Raw genomic sequence first — 19,246 nt, 5'->3', positions numbered from 1 at the left:
ATTGCCGAGCCATTAGCGTCTGCGTTGCCTATCCAATAGCAACGGAGCACGACAATGGCCGCGTACCAGTTCACCCCCTCCAAGAGCTTCATCGCCAAGCTGTACTGGCAGGACACGCCCATGAGCGCCGAGCAGTGGGATTTTTCACGGGTGCCGCGCATTGGCGGCACGCGCAATGGCGATGCGCCCTGGAGTAGCGAAGGCTGGTTGCACGCCGGTGCGGACGATTACACCGATCACAACGCCGCCGGCTATGTGATATCCCGGCGCAAGTTCGCCACTCAATTCTGGTTCGGCTGTTATGAAAGTGACGGCCAGTACGACTTCGAGATTCGCGCCGCCGGGGTCGACGATGACCACCCGCACTGGTCGTACGCCAACCGGCGTCTGGATATCAGCCGTAATGGCTACCTGGGCCTGTATCAGGCGGCCGAGCCGCCCGGACATCCGGCTGTGGAAAACGCCACCATGCTCTGGCGCTTCGATTCGCTCGCCGTCGACCACCTGGCCGCAGGCAACCTGTATGCCCAGCTGGAGCTGTACAGCCTGCAAGGCCTGAGGGTCAACCGCCACTACGAGGACGGTTTCGCCTACCTCAACGAGCAGCAGGGCGAGCACGGCTGGCTGGCGCTGGAGCTGATCCAGATGGGAGTGGCGCGGCCCTGAGCCGTACGCCCAGATAGCCCCATTTTGCGGGGTCGTGCATCGATGAGGTGCATCTTTCCTGCTGTGAGTGCACTGGTTGCAGGATTACGTTCGCTGCCCACATGTCGCCCATCGAGGAGCAATGAGAATGGCCAAGTACGTATTCAAACCTGAGAAAAGCTTCATTGCCAGAGTGTACTGGCATGGACCGGCCAGGACCGAGCGAGAGCTCGATTCCTCTAACTGGCAGCGTGTTTACGTCACCTATGACCAGGCCCTGCTGGGCAACAGGGGTTGGTTGCATATCGGCCATGTCCTGCCCAACCCTGAGCTGGAACACTACAGCTCCAATGGCGTGGGTGCTGTGCAGTTCTGGTTCGGCTGTTACCAGGGCGGCGAAGACTATCGATTCGAGATCCGCACCGCTGACCTGGAAGACGGTCACCCCTATTGGAACCACTCCAACTGCCGGCTGGACATCAGTCGTAACGGCTATCTCGGGGTTTACGGGGTGTCGGAAAAACCAGGGCATGATTTCGAAGCCAATGGCACCATGACTTGGCGCCTACCGGGGCTGGAACCTACGCGGCTGTCGGTGGATACACCACAAGGTGGGCTCGATCTGCTCACGCCGGACAGCAAATGCATCACGCGCTTGGACGAAGATGATTTTCCCTATCTGAGCACCAGGGCGGGTCAAAGAAGTTGGCTGGGCTTGAAACTCATCAAAATGGGTGTCGCACATCCCTGACGAAAAACGCCCCGGCAGCCGCGATGGCTGGCGGGGCGTTTTCATGTGCGCAGGTTCAGTCGCCGGTGTATTCGCAGCCGCTGGTGCAGGTTTCGTGAATACGCACCTTGGACAGCTCGGGCAGCAACGGCTTGACCTGATCCCAGATCCACTTGGCGATGACTTCGCTGGTGGGGTTTTCCAGGCCGGGGATATCGTTGAGATAGTTGTGGTCGAGCTGCTCATAGATCGGCTTGAACACGGCCTTGATCTCGCTGAAGTCGCGAATCCAACCGGTGTGCGGGTCGAGTGGCCCGGTCAGGTGCAGGGCGACCTTGAACGAATGGCCATGCAAGCGCCCGCATTTGTGTCCAGCCGGGACATTGGGCAGGCGGTGGGCCGATTCGAATGTGAATTCCTTGAAGATTTCCACGCGTAAACACTCTTGAAAACGATGCCGGGCGGCAGTCTACAGCATGTTTGCTTTCGCGGTTGCAGCCGTTGGGCGCTGTGGGCGGTCAAAGCGCAGGCGTGACCGTGGCCGGTGCTGCGGTATCATGCGGCCACCTTTTCAGTTTCAGTTAAGGCCGCGGCGCTAATGTTGTTTGCGTAGACCACTCGTGACCCATTGGAGAACACCTTATGAAAACTTTGACTGCCCTGTTCACCGCCGCCGCCCTGACCTTCGGCAGCGCCGCCGCCTTCGCCAAGGACGTACAGCCCGACGAAGTGGTGAAACTGGTAAACAACAAGACCATCAAGTCGCTCGATGAGCTGAAGAACGCCGCCATCGCCAAGCATCCGGGTTCCACCGTCACCGACAGCGAACTGGAAGACGAATACGGCCGCTACATCTACAAAGTCGAGCTGCGCGATGGCAACAACGTGGAATGGGACGTGGCCCTCGACGCCAAGACCGGTGAAGTGCTGAAGGACGAACAGGACCGCTGATGCGCACCCTGGCCCGGCCCGCACGCTACCTGGCGGTGTCGCTGCTGGTCGTCAGTGCGCTGGCGACCGCTCGCGACCTGGACCAGGACGAAGCGCTCGAACTGCGGCATCGGGGCACCATCATGCCCCTTGAGCAACTGCTCGAAGCAGCCCTGGGGCGACACCCCGGGGCTCGTCTGCTTGAAGCTGAACTCGAGCAGGAAGATGACCGCTACGAGTACGAAGTGGAAATCCTCACGCCCGAAGGCGTGGTGCGTGAAATCAAGTTTGATGCCGCGACTGGTGTGCTGCTCAAAGACGAGGAAGATGACTGAATGCGCCTGTTGCTTGTCGAAGACAACGTTCCGCTGGCCGATGAACTGACCGCCGCGTTGCAGCGCCAGGGCTATGCCGTCGACTGGCTGGCCGATGGCCGCGACGCGGTCTATCAGGGGCAGAGCGAACCTTACGATCTGATCATTCTCGACCTGGGCCTGCCCGGGTTGCCGGGCCTGGAGGTGCTGGCACAGTGGCGTGCTGGCGCTTTGGCGACCCCGGTGCTGATTCTGACCGCGCGCGGCTCATGGGCCGAGCGTATCGAAGGCCTCAAGGCCGGTGCCGACGATTACCTGAGCAAGCCGTTTCACCCCGAAGAACTGCAACTGCGCCTGCAGTCGCTGCTGCGCCGCGCCCGTGGCCTGGCCAATCAGCCGCGTCTGGAAGCGGCGGGGCTGCACTTGGATGAGGGCCGTCAGTGCGTGACTCGCGATGGCGACGACATTCAGCTGACTGCCGCCGAGTTTCGCCTGTTGCGCTATTTCATGCTGCATCCCAGGCAGATTCTGTCCAAGAGTCACCTCGCCGAGCATCTGTACGATGGCGAAACCGAGCGTGATTCCAACGTGCTCGAAGTGCACGTCAACCACCTGCGCCGCAAACTGGGCCGCAGCGTCATCGAAACCCGTCGCGGGCAGGGTTACCTGTATGCCGGGAGCGCTGCTTGAAGTCGATTCAGGGGCGTCTGAGCCTGGGCCTGGTGGCGGTGCTGATGGTCGTCGGGCTGGTGCTTGCGCAGTCGACGCTGTGGCTGTTCGAAGCCGGCTTGCAGCGCTACCTGCAAGCCGGGCTGCGCAAGGAAAGCGAGAACCTGTTGGCCGCGCTGGTGCGTGGTGAGGGCGGTATGCAGCTTGACGAGCGGCGCATCTCGGCGGCCTATCACCGGCCGTTTTCCGGCTACTACTTTCGCATCGACTTCCCTCAAGGCACCTGGCGCTCACGCTCGCTGTGGGACCTAGACATGCCACAGCCTACCAGTGCCGGCCTTGAAAAGAGCGCAGACCTTGGGCCCGATGGGCAGCAGTTGCTGGTGTTTCGCGCCGACTACCGGCGTCTTGGGCAAAACATTTCCATCAGCGTGGCGCAGGACTATTCGCCGGTGCGCGATGGCTTCCGGCGCATGCAGCAGATTGGCCTGGGTTTGGCTGGGGTGGCGCTGCTAGTGATTCTGGTGCTGCAGCGCATTACCGTGACCCGCTCGTTGCGCCCACTCGAGCGCGCGCGCCAACAGATTGCCCAGTTGCAGCAGGGCCAGCGCTCACAGCTCGATACCCAGGTGCCGGTTGAGCTGGAGCCGTTGGTGGCGCAGATCAACCACTTGCTCGCCCATACCGAAGACAGCCTGCGCCGCTCGCGCAACGCGCTGGGCAATCTTGGCCACGCACTGAAAACCCCGTTGGCCGTGCTGGTGAGCCTGGCCAGCAGCCCACAGCTGCGCCAGTTGCCGCAGCTCAGCGCGCAACTGCACGAACAGCTCGAGCAGATCCAGCAGCGCCTGGCGCGCGAGCTGAACCGTGCGCGCCTGGCCGGGGATGCCTTGCCGGGTGCGCAGTTCGACTGCGATGCCGAACTGCCTGGGCTGCTCTCGACCCTGGGCTTGATTCACGGCGAAGGCCTGCTGCTGGCGCGCGACATGCCGGGCGGCCTGCTGCTGCCCTGGGATCGCGAAGACTTGCTCGAGCTGCTCGGCAACCTGCTGGACAACGCCTGCAAATGGGCCGACAGCGAGGTGCGCCTGGGCATTGCCGAACAGCCCGAGGCGTACCAGCTGTGGGTCGACGACGACGGCCCGGGCATTCCCCAGGACGCTCGCGAGCACGTTCTCACCCGTGGTTCGCGGCTCGATGAGCAGGTGGCCGGGCATGGCCTGGGCCTGGGCATCGTGCGCGATATCGTCGACGCCTGGGGTGGGCGCATCGAGCTGCGCCAAAGCCCTCTGGGTGGGCTGCGGGTCAGTCTCGAGCTGCCGCGCAAGGCGCGTTGACCCAGGCGGTCAGCGAGGCTGCAAAAAAACTGCAGCGAGCGCGCCGTTTTTTGAATTGGCCGGATCCTGTGCAGTTGTGGACAATCGCGACCAGCACGTCCGCCCAACTGTGAAGACCCCAACGCCCCATGCCTTCCACCCCACGTCGTCTGCAACGCCTGTTTGCGCCGCCTTTGGCCCTTCCCCCGCAGCAGTGGCTACGCGCCGGTATCGGTGCGCTGGCCGGGCTGTTCCTCTCCGGTTACCTGTGTAGCCTGGCCTTCGGCGCGGGGATCGCCCTGCACCTGCTCGGCCCGTTGGCGGCAACGGCGGTGCTGGTCTTCGCCGTGCATTCAGGGCCATTGGCGCAACCGTGGCCGGTGCTGGGCAGTTACGTCGTGGCGTGCCTGGTCGGCCTGGCGCTGCGCCATTCCCTGGGCGGCACTTTGTGGGTCGCCGCCGCAGCGCTGGCCGCCTCGCTGGTACTGATGTGTGTGCTGCGCTGCCTGCACCCACCTGGTGGCGCCATGGCGGTCACTGCAGTGCTGGCCGACCCTGGTCTGGTTGCGCTGGGCGATCACTTGCTCGAACCTGTGTTGCTCAACGTCGTGGTGCTGCTGGCCGTGGCGATTGCCTATAACCGCCTGACCGGTGTGGCCTATCCCAAGGCTGCGGTGGTGGCCAAGGATGTGCATCACACCCGCGATCCACTGCCCAGCCAGCGCGTCGGCGTCAATGCCGACGACCTCGACCAGGCGCTGCTGGAGCTGGGAGAATTCGTCGACGTTGGCCGCGATGAGCTGCAACGGATCATCCAGGCCACCGAACAGCACGCCTTGCAGCGCAGCCTGGGCGGCATTACCGCAGCGGCGGTGATGGCTCGCGACGTGCAGTTCGCAACCCCGGAAACCACTCTCGAACAGGCCTGGGCGCTGCTCGCCGAGCATCGCCTGAAGACCTTGCCGGTCCTCGATGGCGGCAAGCTGGTGGGCATCGTCAGCCTCAGTGACCTGGTCGCCCCGGCCATGGCCCGTGGACGCCCGACCTGGCGCTCGGTGTTTCGCCGCGCGCCAGTGCGCATGGCCGAGGTGATGAGTCGGCGGGTGATCAGTGTCGGCAGCGAACACCCGTTGCACCGGCTGCTGCCGCTGCTGTGCGAGCAGGGCCTGCATTGCCTGCCGGTGCTCGATGGCGATACGGTGGTCGGGGTCATCACCCAGACCGATCTGATCGCCGGCTTGCAGCGGCAATTGCTCAGCGCCCAGCCGCAGCGCTCAGAGCGACGGGTCCCAGCGCTGTGACCAGTCGCTGGTACCGCCAGCGGCCAGTTCGCGCACGACCTGCAAAGCCTTGTGCAGCGCATCATCGGCAGTTTTGCGCGTGTACACGAGGAAGGTCGGGTAGGTGAATTCCGGCGCTTGCGGCACCCGCTCCAGCACACCGCTGTCCAGGTAAGCCTGCACCACGCGGGTGCGGAAGTAGCCGCTGCCGCCGCGCTCGAGAATGAACTGCAAGGCCAGCGGGCCGAGGTTGAACGACAGCGCCGCGCGCGCGCAGTCGGGTAGGGCTGCGTCATGCTGACGCCGGAACGCCTCGCCCCAGTCGATGTAGATATACGGCTCAGGCTGGCCGACTCGGCGTACGCGCACCAGCTTTTCTTCCAGCAACTGCTCGATCTGCAGCCCGGCAGCGTAATCGGGCTGGTACACCAGCGCCGCCTCGAGCACGCCCATGTCGACCTTGCGCAGCAAGGCCTGACCCTCACCGACCTCGCTGCGAATGCCGTGACTGGGCAGGGCGTCGTGCAGGGCACTGACCCAGTCCAGCAGTAGCGGGTTGCCCAGGCTCACCTCGCTGCCCACCCGCAGCAGTTGCTGGCGTTGGCGCGGCAAGGGCAGCTCACGGCGCGCCGCCTCCCAGGTCTGCACCAGTTGATTGGCATAGCTGACGAACGCCTCGCCATCGGCGGTCAGGCTGACGCCGCCCGGCCCGCGCAGAAACAGCCGGCAATCGAGTTGTCGCTCCAGGCGTTGCACCCGCGCGCTGATGGCGGTCTGCGACACGCACAAGCGCTCGGCTGCCGCCACCAGGCTGCCGCAGCGGATGATTTCCAGAAAGGTTCGGGCCTGATCGATGTCCATGCATGCTCGCTTGAAATAACCACTGCACTAAGTGCCGGCAGATGATACCGCCAACGCGGCGAGTCAGCCGAGCGGTTGCAGTTGGCCAAGGCGGCTGCGGGTTCTCATCAGGTCGGCCAGGCCCCCATGCAGTGACTCGGCCAGGGGCTTGCGGCCGATCACCAGCAGCTCGATGTCCTGGTCATACAGCACGTCCACCAGGTTGACGAAGCGCTGCTGGGCAGCCAGCGAGCATTCACCCAGATCAATCAGGCCGTCGATGATCCAGCGTGGATAGTCACGGGCCAGGGCCAGGTAGTCGATCACCGCCGTGGGCTGTTGGCACAGGTCATCGAAGGCGAACATCACCTGCCCAGGCTCACAGGCGAGCGCCCGCAGCGCACGGCGATTGACCGTCAGCGTGCACGGCGAGGGCTGCGGTATGGCCAGGCGCTGGCGCTGCTCTGGGGTGCCGGGATAAAGATAATGGCCGCGGGTGAAACGCTGGTGCGTTCGGTTGGCCGGCAAGCTGCGAAAATCGGTATCGCCATCGAGTTCGAGCACCTGCATGCGTTCGCCGATCAGCTCGATGACCGGCAGGAAGCGTTCGTGGTACAGCGGGTTGGGCAGCAGTTGGGCGGGGGCGTAGTTGGAGGTCAGGAGCACCAGGATGCTGCGCTCGAACAGGGCACTGAACAGCCGTTTGAGCAACATGGCATCGCCGATATCGTGCACGTGGAACTCATCGAAACACAGCACGCGGCAGTCGCCGATCAGCTCGTCGAGGGTCGCTGCGAGGGCGTCGTCGTGCTCGCGGTGGCGAAACATGCCTTGGTGCAGGCGGGCGAAGAAGTCATGAAAATGCAGGCGACGCTTGGCCGGCTCGGCCAGCGCCTGGAAAAACCCATCGAGCAGCCAGCTCTTGCCGCGCCCGACCGCGCCATGGATATACAAACCCCGTGGCGCGCCTCGATCCAGCTCGGCCACACGCTCAGCCATCGCCTGCACCACCTGCTGCTGGCCGGTGCTCAGGGTGTAGGCGCGGGCCGCGGCCTGAGCCTTGAAGAACTGCAGTAGATTCGGATCAGCGCTACTTGCTGGCTGGGCAAAGCGGTTCAGCGTGTTACGCATCCATTCAGACACGGGCATGGGCTCCTCGAAGACAGCGACCACTTGGCGGGCGCGGAGGGCATTCTGACCAATTGCCACATGCGACGGCAATCCGAGCAGCACATCACTGCACGGTGCCTGGCAAACCTGAGCAGCTCCAGCTCAGGCTTTGCGTTCCAGTTGCTGCTCGATCAGGTACTTCACCGTCAGGCGCTTTTCCTTGAGGTGGAGCAAATCTTCGTCGACGAAGTTGCCTGCAGAAATCGATTCGGCGGCCAGCACCTGATTGTCGATGTCGACGTACTCATCGATCAGGCTGTCGAGCCGTTGGTCCACCTTGCGCCGCTGCTGAACGATTTCGCGAGGGTAGTGCAGATCCTGGTACAGGTCATGTGAGACGGGCATGGCATCCTCCTGATGGGGCACTGGGGCAGTCATGGCGTTGGAATCGGCAAATCGAGCATTGTTAAGCGAAGCGGTGGATAAAAGCGACGAACGGTCATCTGCCCTGGGTCGGTTCGCTGGCCCGTCAGTAACTTGCTGTTTTCTGGAAATATTTTTAGCGTGCGGGGTTCCCAGGTGAATACTTTGTTGATAAAGTGCCGCGCATTCCTCGACAACATCCCCGTTGTCATTCAGCAGGAAGCATCTGGTCGATAGCGCATGCCGCTATCGAATCCGATACAGGGGCGTCGCCAAGCGGTAAGGCAGCAGGTTTTGATCCTGCCATGCGTTGGTTCGAATCCAGCCGCCCCTGCCATTCTTCTCCAATCTCTTGCAATCGATGTTCACCCGGGCTTGCCTGCGGTGGGTTTTCCTGCGTCCGGGTTTTCCCCGTCCGTAGGGCGCGGGCGTGGCGTAAGATAGGCGCTTTTGCCGGAACCGCTGCAATGCCCCTTGACCCGACCTGCCGCTACCAACAGGCCCTGAGCAGCGGCCAGATCGTCGCCGACCCCGCTCAGGCGCGGGCTGTCGAGGTGCTGCAGCGCTGCTTTGCCGCGGTGCATCAAGGCGCTGTCACTGACGGTGTGTACCTGTGGGGTCCGGTTGGCCGCGGCAAGACCTGGCTAATGGAGCTGTTCTACCGCAGCTTGCAGGTCAGTGCGCGGCGCCAGCATTTCCATCACTTCATGGCCTGGGTTCACCAGCGCTTGTTCCAGCTCAGTGGCACGGCCGACCCGCTCAGCGCGCTCGCCCGGCAGTTGGCCGGGGAGATTCGCGTGCTGTGCTTCGATGAACTGTTCGTCAGCGACATCGGTGACGCGATCATTCTCGGCCGGCTGTTCCAGGCCTTGTTCGCCGAAGGGGTGGTGATCGTCGCCACTTCCAACCAGCCGCCGCAGCAGCTCTACGCCGATGGCTTCAACCGCGAGCGCTTCATGCCTGCGATCAGCGCCATCGAGCGCCATATGCAGGTGGTGGCGGTGGCCGGCGAGCAGGATCATCGCCTGCACCCCGGGGTCGCCTGTCAGCGCTACTGGGTTGCAGACCCTCGGCAACCCAGCGCTTTTGCTGCGCTGTTCGAGCGCTTGAGCGAGGGCGCAGCCGCCAGCAGCGAGCCGCTGCACCTGGGCCAGCGCCGGCTGCAGGCCAAGCGGCACAGCGCTCACGTGCTCTGGTGCAGTTTCGCCGAGCTGTGCGAACAGCCGCTGTCGGCGCTGGAATTCATGGCTCTGTGCGATCGCTTCAAGGTGCTGATGCTTGAGGGCGTGCCGCAGCTCGGCGGCGTGCAGCGTGCCGGGCGTATCGCCCGCGGTACCGAAGATGGTGCCTGTCGGGTCGAGGCCGGCGACCGCCAGTTACCGGCGCTGGCGCCCCGGGATGACAGCGTGCGGCGCTTCATCGCCCTGGTCGACGAATGCTACGACCGCCGCGTGGCGTTGTACGTGCAGGCCGAGGTGCCGCTCGAGGCGCTGTACACCGAGGGTTATCTGGCCTTCGCCTACCAGCGCACCCTGAGCCGTCTGCGCGAGATGCAGCTTCAGCGTTTTGCCTGAGGCGCTGCTCAGGCCGCGCTCAAGCCCCCCAGGGTGACTGCCACCAGCACGGCATAGCGACCGGCCTTGGCCAGGGTCACCAGCAACAGGAAGCGCCACAGCGGTTCGCGCATCAGGCCGGCGATCAGGGTCAGAGGGTCGCCGATGATCGGCATCCAGCTCAACAACAGCGACCAGGTGCCCCAGCGGCGGTAGCGCTGCTGGGCGCGTGCCAATTGCGCGGCATTGAACGGAAACCAGCGTCGGTTGCGCAGGCGGTCGATGCCGCGGCCCAACAGCCAGTTGATCAGTGAGCCCAGCACGTTGCCTGCGCTTGCCACCAGCAGCAGGCCTAGCCAGGCCTGGGGTTCGCGCAGCAACAGCGCCACCAGCACCGCTTCCGATTGCATTGGCAGCAAGGTGGCGGCCACCAGGGCACTGAAGAACAGCGCGGTGTAGCCGAGCATCAATACTGGGCGACGACGATGTCCTGACCGTCGTGGGTCAGCCCGATCACCTGGTAGGCGTCCTGGCGCTCACCCATCTCCATGCCCGGCGAGCCGACCGGCATGCCCGGCACGGCAATGCCTTTGAGATCATCGCGGGCGGCTAGGGCGCGGATCTGCTCGGCAGGTACATGGCCTTCGACGAACTTGCCGTCGATCACCCCGGTGTGGCACGAACCGAGCCGCGGCGCCACGCCCAGACGCTGCTTGACCGCGCTCATCTGCGGCTCGATGTGGTCGTTGACGGTGAAACCGTTGTCGCGCAGGTGGCTGATCCATTTTTTGCAGCAGCCGCAGTTGGGGTCGCGGTACACATCGAGGGTGTCGCCGGCATGGGCGAGGCCGGTAACGGCCAGCAGGCTCAGGGGCAACAGGAGTTTGCGTAGCATGCTCGGGGCGCCTCCGGGCGCGGGCAATGGCGAGGGCCCGGGTGGGCGGGAAAGCCGGCGAAACTGGCGCAGCTTAGTGAGCCGCAGGTGGATTGTCACCTGCCCGCGCTGTCAGCCAGCTGAGGGCAAGATGACAGTTTTGTCAGCTCTGCAGGTCGCGCAGCAGCAGGCCGAAGGCCAGCGGCACCTGCTCGGGGATGGGCAGGTACACCACATGTCCGTCGCCAGGCGCGATGTCGAGGGTTCGACGCTGGGCATCGTGCAGCGTGTGCAGGTCGAAGTGGTAATTGCCGCCCGGGGTCATCAGTTCCAGATGATCGCCCACGGCGAAGCGGTTCTTCACCTTGACCTCGGCCAGGCCATCGACGCGCACGCCGGTCAGCTCGCCGACGAATTGCTGACGCTCGGACACCGAATTGCCGCGCTGGTAGTTCTGGTATTCGTCATGCACGTGGCGACGCAGGAAGCCTTCGGTATAACCGCGCTGGGCCAGCGATTCGAGATTGTCCATCAGGCTACGGTCGAACGGCCGGCCGGCTGCAGCATCATCGATCGCCTGGCGGTACGCCTGCACGGTACGGGCGCAATAGAAGTGCGACTTGGTACGCCCTTCTATCTTCAGCGAATGCACGCCCATTTGGGCCAGCCGCGCCACATGCTGCACGGCGCGCAGGTCCTTGGCGTTCATGATGTAGGTGCCGTGTTCATCCTCGAAGGCCGGCATGTCTTGATCGGGTCGCTGGCTCTCCTGCAGCACGAATACCTGGTCGGTGGGCGCACCGATGCCCAAGGTGGGCTCGACCTGGCGCACGATCTCGCCGGTGACATCTTCGCTGGCAGGGCTGGCCTGGTATTTCCAGCGACAGGCATTGGTGCAACTGCCCTGGTTGGCGTCGCGCCGATTGAGGTAGCCCGACAGCAGGCAGCGCCCCGAGTAGGCCATGCACAGCGCACCGTGCACGAACACCTCCAGCTCCATGCCCGGCACCTGCTGGCGAATTTCGGCGATTTCTTCCAGCGACAGCTCGCGCGAGAGAATCACCCGGCTCAGTCCCAGTTGTTGCCAGAACTGCACGCTCGCCCAGTTGACGGTGTTGGCCTGTACCGACAAGTGCACGGGCATGGCGGGGAAGTGCTGGCGCACCAGCATGATCAAGCCGGGATCGGACATGATCAGTGCATCCGGGCCCATGGCGATCACCGGCGCGAGGTCTTTGAGGAAGGTCTTGAGCTTGGCGTTGTGCGGGGCGATGTTGACCACCACGTACAGGCGCTTGCCCAGCGCGTGGGCTTCTTCGATGCCCTGGGCGAGCGTGGCGTGGTCGAAATCGTTGTTGCGTACCCGCAGGCTGTAGCGCGGCTGACCAGCGTAGACCGCATCGGCCCCATAGGCGAAGGCATAGCGCAGGGTCTTCAGGGAACCGGCGGGGGCCAGCAGTTCGGGTTTGCCGAGAAGGTTCATGGGGCACCTGGAAAAGCGGCGGATGCTACGACCTGGCAGGGCGATGAGTATTGATCTGCATCAACGGCACTTTTGCCCCCTCGGTGCGCACTAAGGAGGTGAATTCTCGAGGAAACCCCATGAACGAAACCGTTTTGCAGAACAAGGCGCTCACTGTTTTGCTCGCCGCGGTCACCATCGCTTTCGTCTGGATTCTGCTGCCGTATTACGGCGCGGTGTTCTGGGCGGTGGTTCTGGCGATCATCTTCGCCCCGATGCAACGCAACATGCTCATTCGCTTCGGGCGTCGACGCAACCTGGCGGCAGGTACCACGCTGATGATCTGCCTGACCATCGCCATCTTGCCGGTGATCATCATCAGTGTGCTGCTGGTGCAGGAGGGCGCTTCGCTGTATCAGCGCATCCAGAGCGGTAACCTGGACATTGCTGGCTACATCGAACACGGCAAGAACATGCTGCCGGCCTTCGCGCAGAATGGCCTGGATCGCCTGGGCGTCGGCAACCTCGACGGCTTGCGCCAGAAGATCACCCAGTTCGCAGGCCAAGGTAGCCAATACCTGGCGACCCAGGCGTTCAGCTTCGGTCAGGGCACGTTCGACTTCGTCGTGAGCTTCGGCATCATGCTCTACGTGCTGTTCTTCTTCCTGCGCGAAGGGCCGGAAACCGCACGCAAAGTGCGCCAGGCCGTACCGCTGCCCGAAGAGCAGAAACGCCGTCTGCAACTGAAGTTCAACCGTGTGGTGCGCGCCACGGTCAAGGGCAACCTGCTGGTGGCCATCACCCAAGGCGCATTGGGCGGGATCATCTTCTGGATCCTGGGCATCCCCAGTGCGTTGGTCTGGGCCGTGCTGATGGCCTTCCTCTCGCTGCTGCCTGCGGTAGGTGCCGGGCTCGTCTGGGGGCCGGTGGCGGTGTACTACGTAGCAACTGGGATGTACTGGCAGGGCATCATCCTCACCGCCTATGGGGTGCTGGTGATCGGTCTGGTGGACAACGTGCTGCGCCCCATTCTGGTGGGCAAGGACACGCGCATGCCCGACTACCTGATTCTGGTGTCGACCCTGGGCGGCATGGCGGTGTTCGGCCTCAACGGCTTCGTCATCGGCCCGCTGATCGCCGCGCTGTTCATCTCCAGCTGGGCGATCTTCGCCTCGACCAAGCCCAAGGTGCAGTTGCCCGACTGAGTCGGCGCAACAGCCTCCCGCGCCCTTGCCGGCGCGGGATCGGGCGGGCTTCAGCGCAAGCTGTATGCCACGCCCACATAGGCGGCAAACCCTTCCCCTGGCGTCGAGCGCGCCACATCCTGACCGTTGTCATTGAAGCCTGGAGTCACCGTGGCCGAGTAGCGCTGGTCGGTCAGGTTGCGCAGGTCGAGCCAGGTCTGCCAGTCCTGCTTGGGCGAATTCCACCCCAGCCGTGCCCCGAACGTGGCATAGGCATCGGCATGTCGGCTGTTGGCGTAGTCCACGTTTACCTTGGAGGCCAGCTGCGTGTTCAGCGCTGCGTATACGCCATTGACCCAGTCGTAGCGCACTTCGCCCTGGTAGTAGTGCACCGGCAGGCCCGGCAGGCGGTTACTGCCAAAGCGTGGATCGTTGCGGTAGTGGAAATCGCTGTAGGTATAGGCCTGGCGCAGGCTCAGGCGGCCACCGTCATCGCTGCGCCACAAGGTGCTGTCGAGCCCGGCTTCCAGGCCCTGATGCACGGTGGGACTGGCATTGAATTCGGCGGTACTGATGTTCGGTACCAGCTCGACCGCCAGCAGCTCATGGCGGACCTGGGCGTAGTACCAGGCCAGATTCCATTCACCGACCGGCGAATCGCCGCGGCCACCGACCTCAAGGGTGGTGGCGGTCTGGTTGCGCATTTCGATGGGCTGTATCTGACCGCCGGCCACCGGTGGCGAACTCCAGATCAGCGCCCACGGATGCGGCGGTTCGACCGAACGGCTGAGCGTGCCGTAGACCTGCAGGTCAGGGGTGACGTCGTAACGCAGGCCCAGGTGCGGGGCGTAGTCCCAGTCATGCTGGCTGACCTTTCCGCCTTGCTCGGGGTAGCTGACATCGCTCTCGCGGCGGGTGTAGATCAACGCCAGGCCGCTGGTCAGCCACAGGTCGGGGCTGAGCTCCAGCTGGTTGTTCAGGTGCACCACGGTGTCCGAGCCCTGGTAGCTGAAATCCCGCGTGCGGGTCCCGACCGGGCGCATGCCGTTGGCCGGCTCAGGCACGCGGACGAACTCCGAAGCGCCGGTGTTGGGCAGGTGCTTGGTGGTGCGCCAGCCCAGACTGGTGCGGCTGTCGTGGCCGGCCAGGGTGTCGCGACGCTGGTAGTCGAGGGTGGCACTGACGTCTGCATAGGCCACTTTCAGCCGGTTGGGGCCTTCGCGCAGGTCCATGGGGAAGTCGTGGTAGACCAGCCCGGCGACCAGGGTCGAGTCGTCATCGAGGGTGAAGGTTGTCTTGTTCGCCAGCCAGGTACTGCCCGGCTGCGGGCGGCTGGCGTCGCGGCGCAGGTACACCGCGTTGGCTGCGCGCGGGTCGTGCTTGATCTGCTGCTGGGTCAAGCGTCCGGCCAAGTCGTTGTCGGTTTCCCGGTAGCGCAGGTAGAAACGCGTTTCCAACTGCGGATTGAAGCGGTAGCCCAAGTTGGCCGCCACGCCCTTGGCGCGGCCACTGCTATGGGCCTGATAGCCGTCGTACTCGCTGTCGGTCAGCGCCACGTAGTAATCCAGATCGCCCAGCACCTGCCCGGAACTCACCTGGCGGTGCGCGTAGCCGCGGCTGCCCAACTCGTAGCGTACCTGCAAGGGCGCGGCATCCAAGCCTGTGTGCGTGACATAGTTGACCGCACCGCCCAGCGCCAGCGCGCCGCGCTGCAGGCCACTGGCACCGCGCAGTACTTCCACCCGGCTCAGCCACAGCGGTTCGAGCAGCTCATAGGGCGTACCCCCCGGACCTGTCAGCGGCAGGCCGTCGAACATCGCGTAGACCCCGGAGCCGTGGGCGCCTGGGGCACGGTTGATGCCCGAACCGCGAATGGAAAGCTTGATCCCGTCATTGCCCGCCGACTGGGCGAACACCCCAGGCTGGTAGGCCAGCACGTCCTGACCGCTGGCCACCCGGCCTTGCTCGACCTGGCCCATGTCCACCAGGTTGCTCGCGCCAGCGACTCCCCGCAGGCGCGCCGCAGCCTGTTCCAGTTCGCTGGTCGGCTCGTTGATGAGCAACTGGTCGAGCTCGACGGGTACCGATTCAGCAGCGCCGGCAGGCAACAGCACCAGCAGCGTCATATAGGAAGGAAGGTGTAAAGCGCGACGCATCAAGCTACTCCAGAACTAAGGCAGGCGGGCAATCGCAGTGAGACGCACGAAAGCTCCTACGAAGCACGGGGCATTTCACTGTCATGCAGTTGCCATCTGGGACGTAGTTGTCAGGACGTTCTTTACAAGTTGCGTCGATGGAGAGGGCGGGGCGCTGTTCGTAAGGTGACGGCTCCGGCACTGATCCCTGCATGGGAAGGCCTTTACGCTTGAGGAGCTTAGACAATGAACACAGCAGTGACCTTGCCCCCTGACGCAAAAACCGCGCCGGCTATTCATCTGACTCCGCGAGAGCGGCAAGTCCTGCTGTGGTGTGCCTATGGCAAGACGTCCTGGGAAATTGGACGAATTCTGGAGTGCAAGGAATCAACGGTGAATTTCCACGTTGGCAACATTCTGCGCAAATTCGACGTTGAAACCCGCGTGGCAGCGGTCATCAAGGCCATCCGCTACAACCTGCTGGCCGAGGATGTGTGCCATGCCCAGTGAGCCATTCGCCGAGCACCCTCAGATGGCGCATCTCGATCCTTGCGCCGATTCCCACGACCCCTTCTGGCCGCGGATCAGCCTGAACGATCTGCGCAGCAGGCTGGGTGTGGGCAACGAGGTCAGTGAAGCGCAGCTGCTGGTGGCCGCGCGGGGTGCCGCGATGACCGCCGCGCGTGAGTTCGCGCAGTGGCGGCATTCGCTGCGTGAGCGCGGATTCAGACGGCTGGAGACACTGGCCGGCCACGCCCCTGGCCGAGCCTTGCAACGCTGCTATCTGCGCAGCGTGGAAATGGCCACTCGCCGGGCATTACTCAAAGGCGCCGAGCGCAACCTGCTGCAAAGCGAGGTCAGGTCATGAGCGATGATTCCCTGTTACTGACCTGCCGCAACGCCATAGAGGCGGGGCTGGGCATTGATCCTGAGGTCGTGTTCGGCGCACTGCTGGGTTCGCTGCTGGTCAGTCTGGCCCGAGGGAGAATGAAAGTGTGGCTGATGCTCGGCGCCGATGACCGATTGTCGCTGCGCAAAAGCAGCCTGCTGGTGGTCTTGAGTGCAGGCGTAGGCTGCCTGTTCGAACCGCTGATACTGACGCTCTCCCCGCTACTGTCCAGCGGCATGGCCGCGTTCTCGGCAGCGGTGGTGGTCATCCCGATCAGCCTTAAGATCATGGTCTGGCTCGACGGACTCGACCTGCGCGACCTGTTGCAGCGGCTGCGTCGCCGTGGCTGAAGCCAGGCAGCGCGGTGTTCGCGCTCGCCGGCGGCGCCCATGGATCGAGCGTGTCGCAGGCGCCTTGGAAGCGGACTGGAAAAGAAATGACCGGAGGTGTTGCCCATCAAGCCAATTGGGTAACAGGGTGAGGGGACGCCCGGCCCAGGGGTCAGGCGTGAGGTGCAGGCATCTGGTCGAGCAGTTGCTGAAGTTGGCTTTCAAGTGCTTTTAGACGCTGCCTGTCCTGCACCTGAATCAGGATCGCCTGACGGTCGGAACCTGCCAGTTCACGCAACTGCGCCAGCAGTCCCACTTCCCACTCGCTCAACGCCACGCTCGATCGGTGCTGTTCACCTTCGCCGAGCAACAGCCAGTCAAGGGAGCACAGATGAGCACGCGCGAGTTCTACGCATAATGCGTAGGGAATGCTCTGGCGCACCTTCCAGCTGCTGAGTGTCTGCGGGCTGATATTGAGCGCGCGTGACAGCTCTGCGTCGGACTGCGAATGCGTCAGTTGCTTGAGACGGGTGAGTACCTCACCCAAGGGGTTGTTACTCATTTTGAATATCCATGACTAGTTTACTGCCGTTATCTAAGCGTAAACTACTCGTTACAAATACCGGCCTGTTATTAAATGAGAGCTTCTGCCATGACAGTCAATCAGCTAATTATCGCCTACAAAAGAGTAGATAAGTCTGACACATACTGCGGAAAAAACTTACATAGCATTCGTGCGACACGTGCTAGGTGCTGGCCGTGAGCGCGTACAAACTGGTGTGCCCCCATTGCCACAGTCGCATGCGTATCAGAACGAGCGAGGGGCGTCATATTTTTCTACGCATCGCCTATCTTCAGTGTTGCGCCGAAGCCTGTGGCTGGTCCGTGCGCGCACAGTTCGAAATGACCCATGAATTGTCACCCAGCGGTATGCCCAACCCGGAGGTCAAGTTGCCCAAGGCTGACCGCGCGCTGCGCCAGGCAGCGATGAACAGGGAAGTGGATGAAACGGTTCACAGCGATTGAACGCTGCAGGAAACAAAACACCCCGCCAAGGCGGGGTGTTTTCGTTGCGCGGTACCAGGATCAGCCCAGCAGCGGCAGACCTGCGTGTTGCACCAGATCCAGCAGAGGCTGCGGGTAGACGCCGAGCACGAAGGCAAGAATGGCGATCGCCAGCAGCATGACGCCACCAGTGCGCTGTTCCCACTTCAGCGGCGCATCATGGCGACGCAGGTTCGGTTCGGCCAGGTACAGCGTGACCATCACTCGCAGGTAGTAATACACGCCAATGGCGCTGCCGATCACCAGTGCGCCGACCAGCCACCACAGTTGCGACTCGACGCCGGTGGCGATGATGTAGAACTTGCCGATGAAGCCTGCGGTCAGCGGAATGCCCGCCAGCGACAGCATCATCACGGTCAGCACTGCGGTCAGGTACGGACGACGCCAGAACAGGCCGCGGTACTCGTACAGCGCATCGGCGTCGCGACCGGCGTAAGGCGAGGACATCAGGGTGATGACGCCGAAGGCGCCCAGGCTTGTGATCACGTAAGTGACCAGGTACACGCCCATGGCCTCCATTGCCAGACCTTTGCTCGCCACCAGGGCGATCAGCAGGTAGCCGAAGTGGGCGATCGACGAATAACCCAGCAGACGCTTGAGGTTGCTCTGGGTCAGCGCCAGCAGGTTGCCGACCAGAATCGAGGCTACCGCAATCACTGCCAGGACAGTACTCAGCACGCCGCTGCTGGCCGCAGGGGAGAGCATGAACAGGCGCACGACGACGGCGAACACCGCCACCTTGCTGGCCGTGGCGAGGAACGCCGCCACGGGTGCCGGAGCGCCTTCGTAGACGTCCGGGGTCCACAGGTGGAAGGGCACCAGCGACAGCTTGAAGGCCAGGCCTACCAGCATCATGCCCAGGCCCAGTTGCGCCAGCAGGCTGGGCATGCCGGTGCTGGCCAGGGCCTTGCCGATACCGTCGAAGCTCAGGCTGCCGGCGTCGGCATAGAGCAGCGCCATGCCGAACAGCAGGAAGGCCGAGCCGGCAGCCGACAGCACCATGTACTTGATGCCGGCTTCCAGCGAACGCTTGTTGAAGAAGGCATAGGCCACCAAGCCGTAGACCGGCACCGACAGCAGCTCCAGACCGATGAACAACCCGGCCAGGTGGTTGGCGCTGACCAGCACCAAGCCGCCCAGGGCCGACATCAGCAGCAGCAGGTACAGCTCTTCACGGTTGCCCGGGTAGCCGGTGGCACCTTCGCCAAGATAGGCGTGGGCCAGGGTGACGCACGCAAGCGTCGCCACCAGCATCAGCGCCATGTACAGACAGGCGAAGTAGTCGATGGTGATCAGGCCAGTCACTGCCAGTGGCGCGACCTTCATGGCCGGGATGATCGACAGCAGGGCTAGGTTCAGGCCGATGGTCGAGAGCAGGAAGGTCTGCGAGTGATTGCGCTTCCAGGCGATCGCCAGCATCACCACCACCGTGGTCACGGTGGTGATCAGCATCGGCGCCAGTGCGATGAAGTGTTGAGTGGTGAATTCCATAGCGCTC

23 protein-coding genes and 1 tRNA gene are annotated in these 19,246 nt (G+C 63.5%); 14 read left to right on the top strand and 10 right to left on the bottom strand.

Annotation, left to right across the window (positions count from 1 at the left end):
- Positions 1 to 54 precede the first annotated feature (54 nt).
- A complete protein-coding gene (locus H618_RS0103470; RefSeq protein WP_028693740.1) occupies positions 55 to 666 on the top strand; it encodes a hypothetical protein in 612 nt (203 codons plus the stop codon).
- 127 nt (positions 667 to 793) lie between these two features.
- A complete protein-coding gene (locus H618_RS0103465; protein ID WP_028693739.1) occupies positions 794 to 1,396 on the top strand; it encodes a hypothetical protein in 603 nt (200 codons plus the stop codon).
- Between the two features lie 55 nt (positions 1,397 to 1,451).
- Here the strand turns inward: H618_RS0103465 and queD are convergent, their stop codons facing one another.
- The gene (gene queD / locus H618_RS0103460; protein WP_028693738.1) at positions 1,452 to 1,808 is read right to left on the bottom strand and encodes a 6-carboxytetrahydropterin synthase QueD; all 357 of its coding nucleotides are present in this window, start codon (positions 1,806 to 1,808) and stop codon (positions 1,452 to 1,454) included.
- 209 nt (positions 1,809 to 2,017) lie between these two features.
- Between queD and H618_RS0103455 the strand changes: the two genes are divergently transcribed.
- The 5 genes from H618_RS0103455 to H618_RS0103435 all read left to right on the top strand — a co-directional run bounded on the left by H618_RS0103455 (position 2,018) and on the right by H618_RS0103435 (position 5,905).
- A complete protein-coding gene (locus H618_RS0103455; RefSeq protein WP_028693737.1) occupies positions 2,018 to 2,326 on the top strand; it encodes a PepSY domain-containing protein in 309 nt (102 codons plus the stop codon).
- Positions 2,326 to 2,640 carry a PepSY domain-containing protein gene (locus H618_RS0103450; RefSeq protein ID WP_028693736.1) on the top strand — a complete coding sequence of 105 codons (315 nt, stop codon included), beginning with the start codon at positions 2,326 to 2,328 and terminating at the stop codon, positions 2,638 to 2,640. The genes H618_RS0103455 and H618_RS0103450 overlap by 1 nt, the downstream gene beginning before the upstream one ends.
- A complete protein-coding gene (locus H618_RS0103445) occupies positions 2,641 to 3,309 on the top strand; it encodes a response regulator transcription factor (protein ID WP_028693735.1) in 669 nt (222 codons plus the stop codon).
- On the top strand, positions 3,306 to 4,625 hold the full coding sequence (locus tag H618_RS0103440; protein ID WP_028693734.1) for a sensor histidine kinase: 1,320 nt from the start codon (positions 3,306 to 3,308) through the stop codon (positions 4,623 to 4,625). Before H618_RS0103445 ends, H618_RS0103440 begins: the two co-directional genes overlap by 4 nt.
- A 128-nt stretch (positions 4,626 to 4,753) precedes the next feature.
- Complete coding sequence (locus H618_RS0103435; protein ID WP_028693733.1) at positions 4,754 to 5,905, top strand: HPP family protein; 1,152 nt, start codon at positions 4,754 to 4,756, stop codon at positions 5,903 to 5,905.
- On the opposite strand, the gene H618_RS0103430 is transcribed toward H618_RS0103435, so the two are convergent.
- From H618_RS0103430 to H618_RS0103420, 3 genes are all read right to left on the bottom strand, one after another.
- Entirely contained in the window at positions 5,879 to 6,745 is an 867-nt protein-coding gene (locus H618_RS0103430) for a LysR family transcriptional regulator (protein ID WP_028693732.1), read from the bottom strand. The genes H618_RS0103435 and H618_RS0103430 overlap by 27 nt on opposite strands.
- 63 nt (positions 6,746 to 6,808) lie before the next feature.
- Positions 6,809 to 7,867 carry a cell division protein ZapE gene (gene zapE, locus H618_RS0103425; RefSeq protein WP_033727483.1) on the bottom strand — a complete coding sequence of 353 codons (1,059 nt, stop codon included), beginning with the start codon at positions 7,865 to 7,867 and terminating at the stop codon, positions 6,809 to 6,811.
- 129 nt (positions 7,868 to 7,996) lie between these two features.
- Positions 7,997 to 8,239: a hypothetical protein gene (locus H618_RS0103420; protein WP_028693730.1), complete on the bottom strand. Its 243-nt coding sequence runs from the start codon at positions 8,237 to 8,239 to the stop codon at positions 7,997 to 7,999.
- Between the two features lie 280 nt (positions 8,240 to 8,519).
- Between H618_RS0103420 and H618_RS0103415 the strand changes: the two genes are divergently transcribed.
- Together H618_RS0103415 and zapE (H618_RS0103410) are read left to right on the top strand one after the other, a co-directional pair.
- Positions 8,520 to 8,594: transfer RNA gene (locus H618_RS0103415), tRNA-Gln, on the top strand.
- Between the two features lie 130 nt (positions 8,595 to 8,724).
- Positions 8,725 to 9,831 (top strand): cell division protein ZapE, encoded by a 1,107-nt coding sequence (gene zapE, locus H618_RS0103410; RefSeq protein ID WP_028693729.1) that lies wholly within the window; start codon positions 8,725 to 8,727, stop codon positions 9,829 to 9,831.
- An 8-nt stretch (positions 9,832 to 9,839) separates the two neighbouring features.
- Here the strand turns inward: zapE (H618_RS0103410) and H618_RS0103405 are convergent, their stop codons facing one another.
- The 3 genes from H618_RS0103405 to trhP all read right to left on the bottom strand — a co-directional run bounded on the left by H618_RS0103405 (position 9,840) and on the right by trhP (position 12,167).
- The gene (locus H618_RS0103405; RefSeq protein ID WP_028693728.1) at positions 9,840 to 10,277 is read right to left on the bottom strand and encodes a YqaA family protein; all 438 of its coding nucleotides are present in this window, start codon (positions 10,275 to 10,277) and stop codon (positions 9,840 to 9,842) included.
- Positions 10,277 to 10,705, bottom strand: a complete 429-nt coding sequence (locus H618_RS0103400) for a DUF411 domain-containing protein (protein WP_028693727.1) — start codon at positions 10,703 to 10,705, stop codon at positions 10,277 to 10,279. Before H618_RS0103400 ends, H618_RS0103405 begins: the two co-directional genes overlap by 1 nt.
- Before the next feature lie 142 nt (positions 10,706 to 10,847).
- Positions 10,848 to 12,167: a prephenate-dependent tRNA uridine(34) hydroxylase TrhP gene (trhP, locus tag H618_RS0103395; RefSeq protein ID WP_028693726.1), complete on the bottom strand. Its 1,320-nt coding sequence runs from the start codon at positions 12,165 to 12,167 to the stop codon at positions 10,848 to 10,850.
- A 119-nt stretch (positions 12,168 to 12,286) separates the two neighbouring features.
- Here trhP and H618_RS0103390 point away from each other — a divergent pair, with 119 nt between their 5' ends.
- A complete protein-coding gene (locus H618_RS0103390; protein ID WP_028693725.1) occupies positions 12,287 to 13,351 on the top strand; it encodes an AI-2E family transporter in 1,065 nt (354 codons plus the stop codon).
- 50 nt (positions 13,352 to 13,401) lie between these two features.
- Here the strand turns inward: H618_RS0103390 and H618_RS0103385 are convergent, their stop codons facing one another.
- Positions 13,402 to 15,486 (bottom strand): TonB-dependent receptor family protein, encoded by a 2,085-nt coding sequence (locus tag H618_RS0103385; protein WP_028693724.1) that lies wholly within the window; start codon positions 15,484 to 15,486, stop codon positions 13,402 to 13,404.
- A 225-nt stretch (positions 15,487 to 15,711) separates the two neighbouring features.
- On the opposite strand from H618_RS0103385, the gene H618_RS0103380 reads away from it, so the two are divergent.
- From H618_RS0103380 to H618_RS0103370, 3 genes are read left to right on the top strand one after another with little or no spacing between them, the layout of a single operon-like run.
- Entirely contained in the window at positions 15,712 to 15,975 is a 264-nt protein-coding gene (locus tag H618_RS0103380) for a helix-turn-helix domain-containing protein (protein ID WP_050577191.1), read from the top strand.
- Positions 15,965 to 16,333, top strand: coding sequence for a head completion/stabilization protein (locus tag H618_RS21185; RefSeq protein WP_245586745.1), 369 nt, complete (start codon positions 15,965 to 15,967; stop codon positions 16,331 to 16,333). The genes H618_RS0103380 and H618_RS21185 overlap by 11 nt, the downstream gene beginning before the upstream one ends.
- Positions 16,330 to 16,704: a hypothetical protein gene (locus tag H618_RS0103370; protein WP_028693722.1), complete on the top strand. Its 375-nt coding sequence runs from the start codon at positions 16,330 to 16,332 to the stop codon at positions 16,702 to 16,704. The genes H618_RS21185 and H618_RS0103370 overlap by 4 nt, the downstream gene beginning before the upstream one ends.
- Positions 16,705 to 16,855: 151 nt before the next feature.
- Here the strand turns inward: H618_RS0103370 and H618_RS0103365 are convergent, their stop codons facing one another.
- Entirely contained in the window at positions 16,856 to 17,245 is a 390-nt protein-coding gene (locus tag H618_RS0103365; RefSeq protein ID WP_028693721.1) for a helix-turn-helix domain-containing protein, read from the bottom strand.
- Between the two features lie 197 nt (positions 17,246 to 17,442).
- On the opposite strand from H618_RS0103365, the gene H618_RS22270 reads away from it, so the two are divergent.
- Positions 17,443 to 17,709 carry an Ogr/Delta-like zinc finger protein gene (locus H618_RS22270; protein WP_081673706.1) on the top strand — a complete coding sequence of 89 codons (267 nt, stop codon included), beginning with the start codon at positions 17,443 to 17,445 and terminating at the stop codon, positions 17,707 to 17,709.
- A 60-nt stretch (positions 17,710 to 17,769) separates the two neighbouring features.
- Here H618_RS22270 and nuoN read toward each other — a convergent pair whose 3' ends face one another.
- The gene (gene nuoN / locus H618_RS0103355) at positions 17,770 to 19,239 is read right to left on the bottom strand and encodes an NADH-quinone oxidoreductase subunit NuoN (protein WP_028693720.1); all 1,470 of its coding nucleotides are present in this window, start codon (positions 19,237 to 19,239) and stop codon (positions 17,770 to 17,772) included.
- Positions 19,240 to 19,246 lie beyond the last annotated feature (7 nt).

The sequence above is a fragment of the Pseudomonas cremoricolorata DSM 17059 = NBRC 16634 genome, assembly GCF_000425745.1.
In the GTDB taxonomy this organism is placed as follows: domain Bacteria; phylum Pseudomonadota; class Gammaproteobacteria; order Pseudomonadales; family Pseudomonadaceae; genus Aquipseudomonas; species Aquipseudomonas cremoricolorata.
The sequence above is the reverse complement of the archived record's forward strand: the minus strand, read 5'-3'. Positions and strand labels throughout refer to the sequence as shown.

Excerpts from the sequence above, each read along its gene's own strand:
- H618_RS0103445 (WP_028693735.1), top strand. The coding sequence starts at position 2,641 with ATGCGCCTGTTGCTTGTCGAAGACAACGTTCCGCTGGCCGATGAACTG.
- H618_RS0103380 (WP_050577191.1), top strand. The coding sequence starts at position 15,712 with ATGAACACAGCAGTGACCTTGCCCCCTGACGCAAAAACCGCGCCGGCT.
- H618_RS0103400 (WP_028693727.1), bottom strand. The coding sequence starts at position 10,705 with ATGCTACGCAAACTCCTGTTGCCCCTGAGCCTGCTGGCCGTTACCGGC.
- H618_RS0103435 (WP_028693733.1), top strand. The coding sequence starts at position 4,754 with ATGCCTTCCACCCCACGTCGTCTGCAACGCCTGTTTGCGCCGCCTTTG.
- H618_RS0103450 (WP_028693736.1), top strand. The coding sequence starts at position 2,326 with ATGCGCACCCTGGCCCGGCCCGCACGCTACCTGGCGGTGTCGCTGCTG.
- H618_RS0103390 (WP_028693725.1), top strand. The coding sequence starts at position 12,287 with ATGAACGAAACCGTTTTGCAGAACAAGGCGCTCACTGTTTTGCTCGCC.
- trhP (WP_028693726.1), bottom strand. The coding sequence starts at position 12,167 with ATGAACCTTCTCGGCAAACCCGAACTGCTGGCCCCCGCCGGTTCCCTG.
- zapE (WP_028693729.1), top strand. The coding sequence starts at position 8,725 with ATGCCCCTTGACCCGACCTGCCGCTACCAACAGGCCCTGAGCAGCGGC.
- H618_RS0103470 (WP_028693740.1), top strand. The coding sequence starts at position 55 with ATGGCCGCGTACCAGTTCACCCCCTCCAAGAGCTTCATCGCCAAGCTG.
- H618_RS0103455 (WP_028693737.1), top strand. The coding sequence starts at position 2,018 with ATGAAAACTTTGACTGCCCTGTTCACCGCCGCCGCCCTGACCTTCGGC.
- H618_RS0103465 (WP_028693739.1), top strand. The coding sequence starts at position 794 with ATGGCCAAGTACGTATTCAAACCTGAGAAAAGCTTCATTGCCAGAGTG.
- H618_RS21185 (WP_245586745.1), top strand. The coding sequence starts at position 15,965 with ATGCCCAGTGAGCCATTCGCCGAGCACCCTCAGATGGCGCATCTCGAT.
- H618_RS0103405 (WP_028693728.1), bottom strand. The coding sequence starts at position 10,277 with ATGCTCGGCTACACCGCGCTGTTCTTCAGTGCCCTGGTGGCCGCCACC.
- H618_RS0103365 (WP_028693721.1), bottom strand. The coding sequence starts at position 17,245 with ATGAGTAACAACCCCTTGGGTGAGGTACTCACCCGTCTCAAGCAACTG.
- H618_RS0103420 (WP_028693730.1), bottom strand. The coding sequence starts at position 8,239 with ATGCCCGTCTCACATGACCTGTACCAGGATCTGCACTACCCTCGCGAA.
- nuoN (WP_028693720.1), bottom strand. The coding sequence starts at position 19,239 with ATGGAATTCACCACTCAACACTTCATCGCACTGGCGCCGATGCTGATC.
- H618_RS0103430 (WP_028693732.1), bottom strand. The coding sequence starts at position 6,745 with ATGGACATCGATCAGGCCCGAACCTTTCTGGAAATCATCCGCTGCGGC.
- H618_RS0103370 (WP_028693722.1), top strand. The coding sequence starts at position 16,330 with ATGAGCGATGATTCCCTGTTACTGACCTGCCGCAACGCCATAGAGGCG.
- H618_RS0103385 (WP_028693724.1), bottom strand. The coding sequence starts at position 15,486 with ATGCGTCGCGCTTTACACCTTCCTTCCTATATGACGCTGCTGGTGCTG.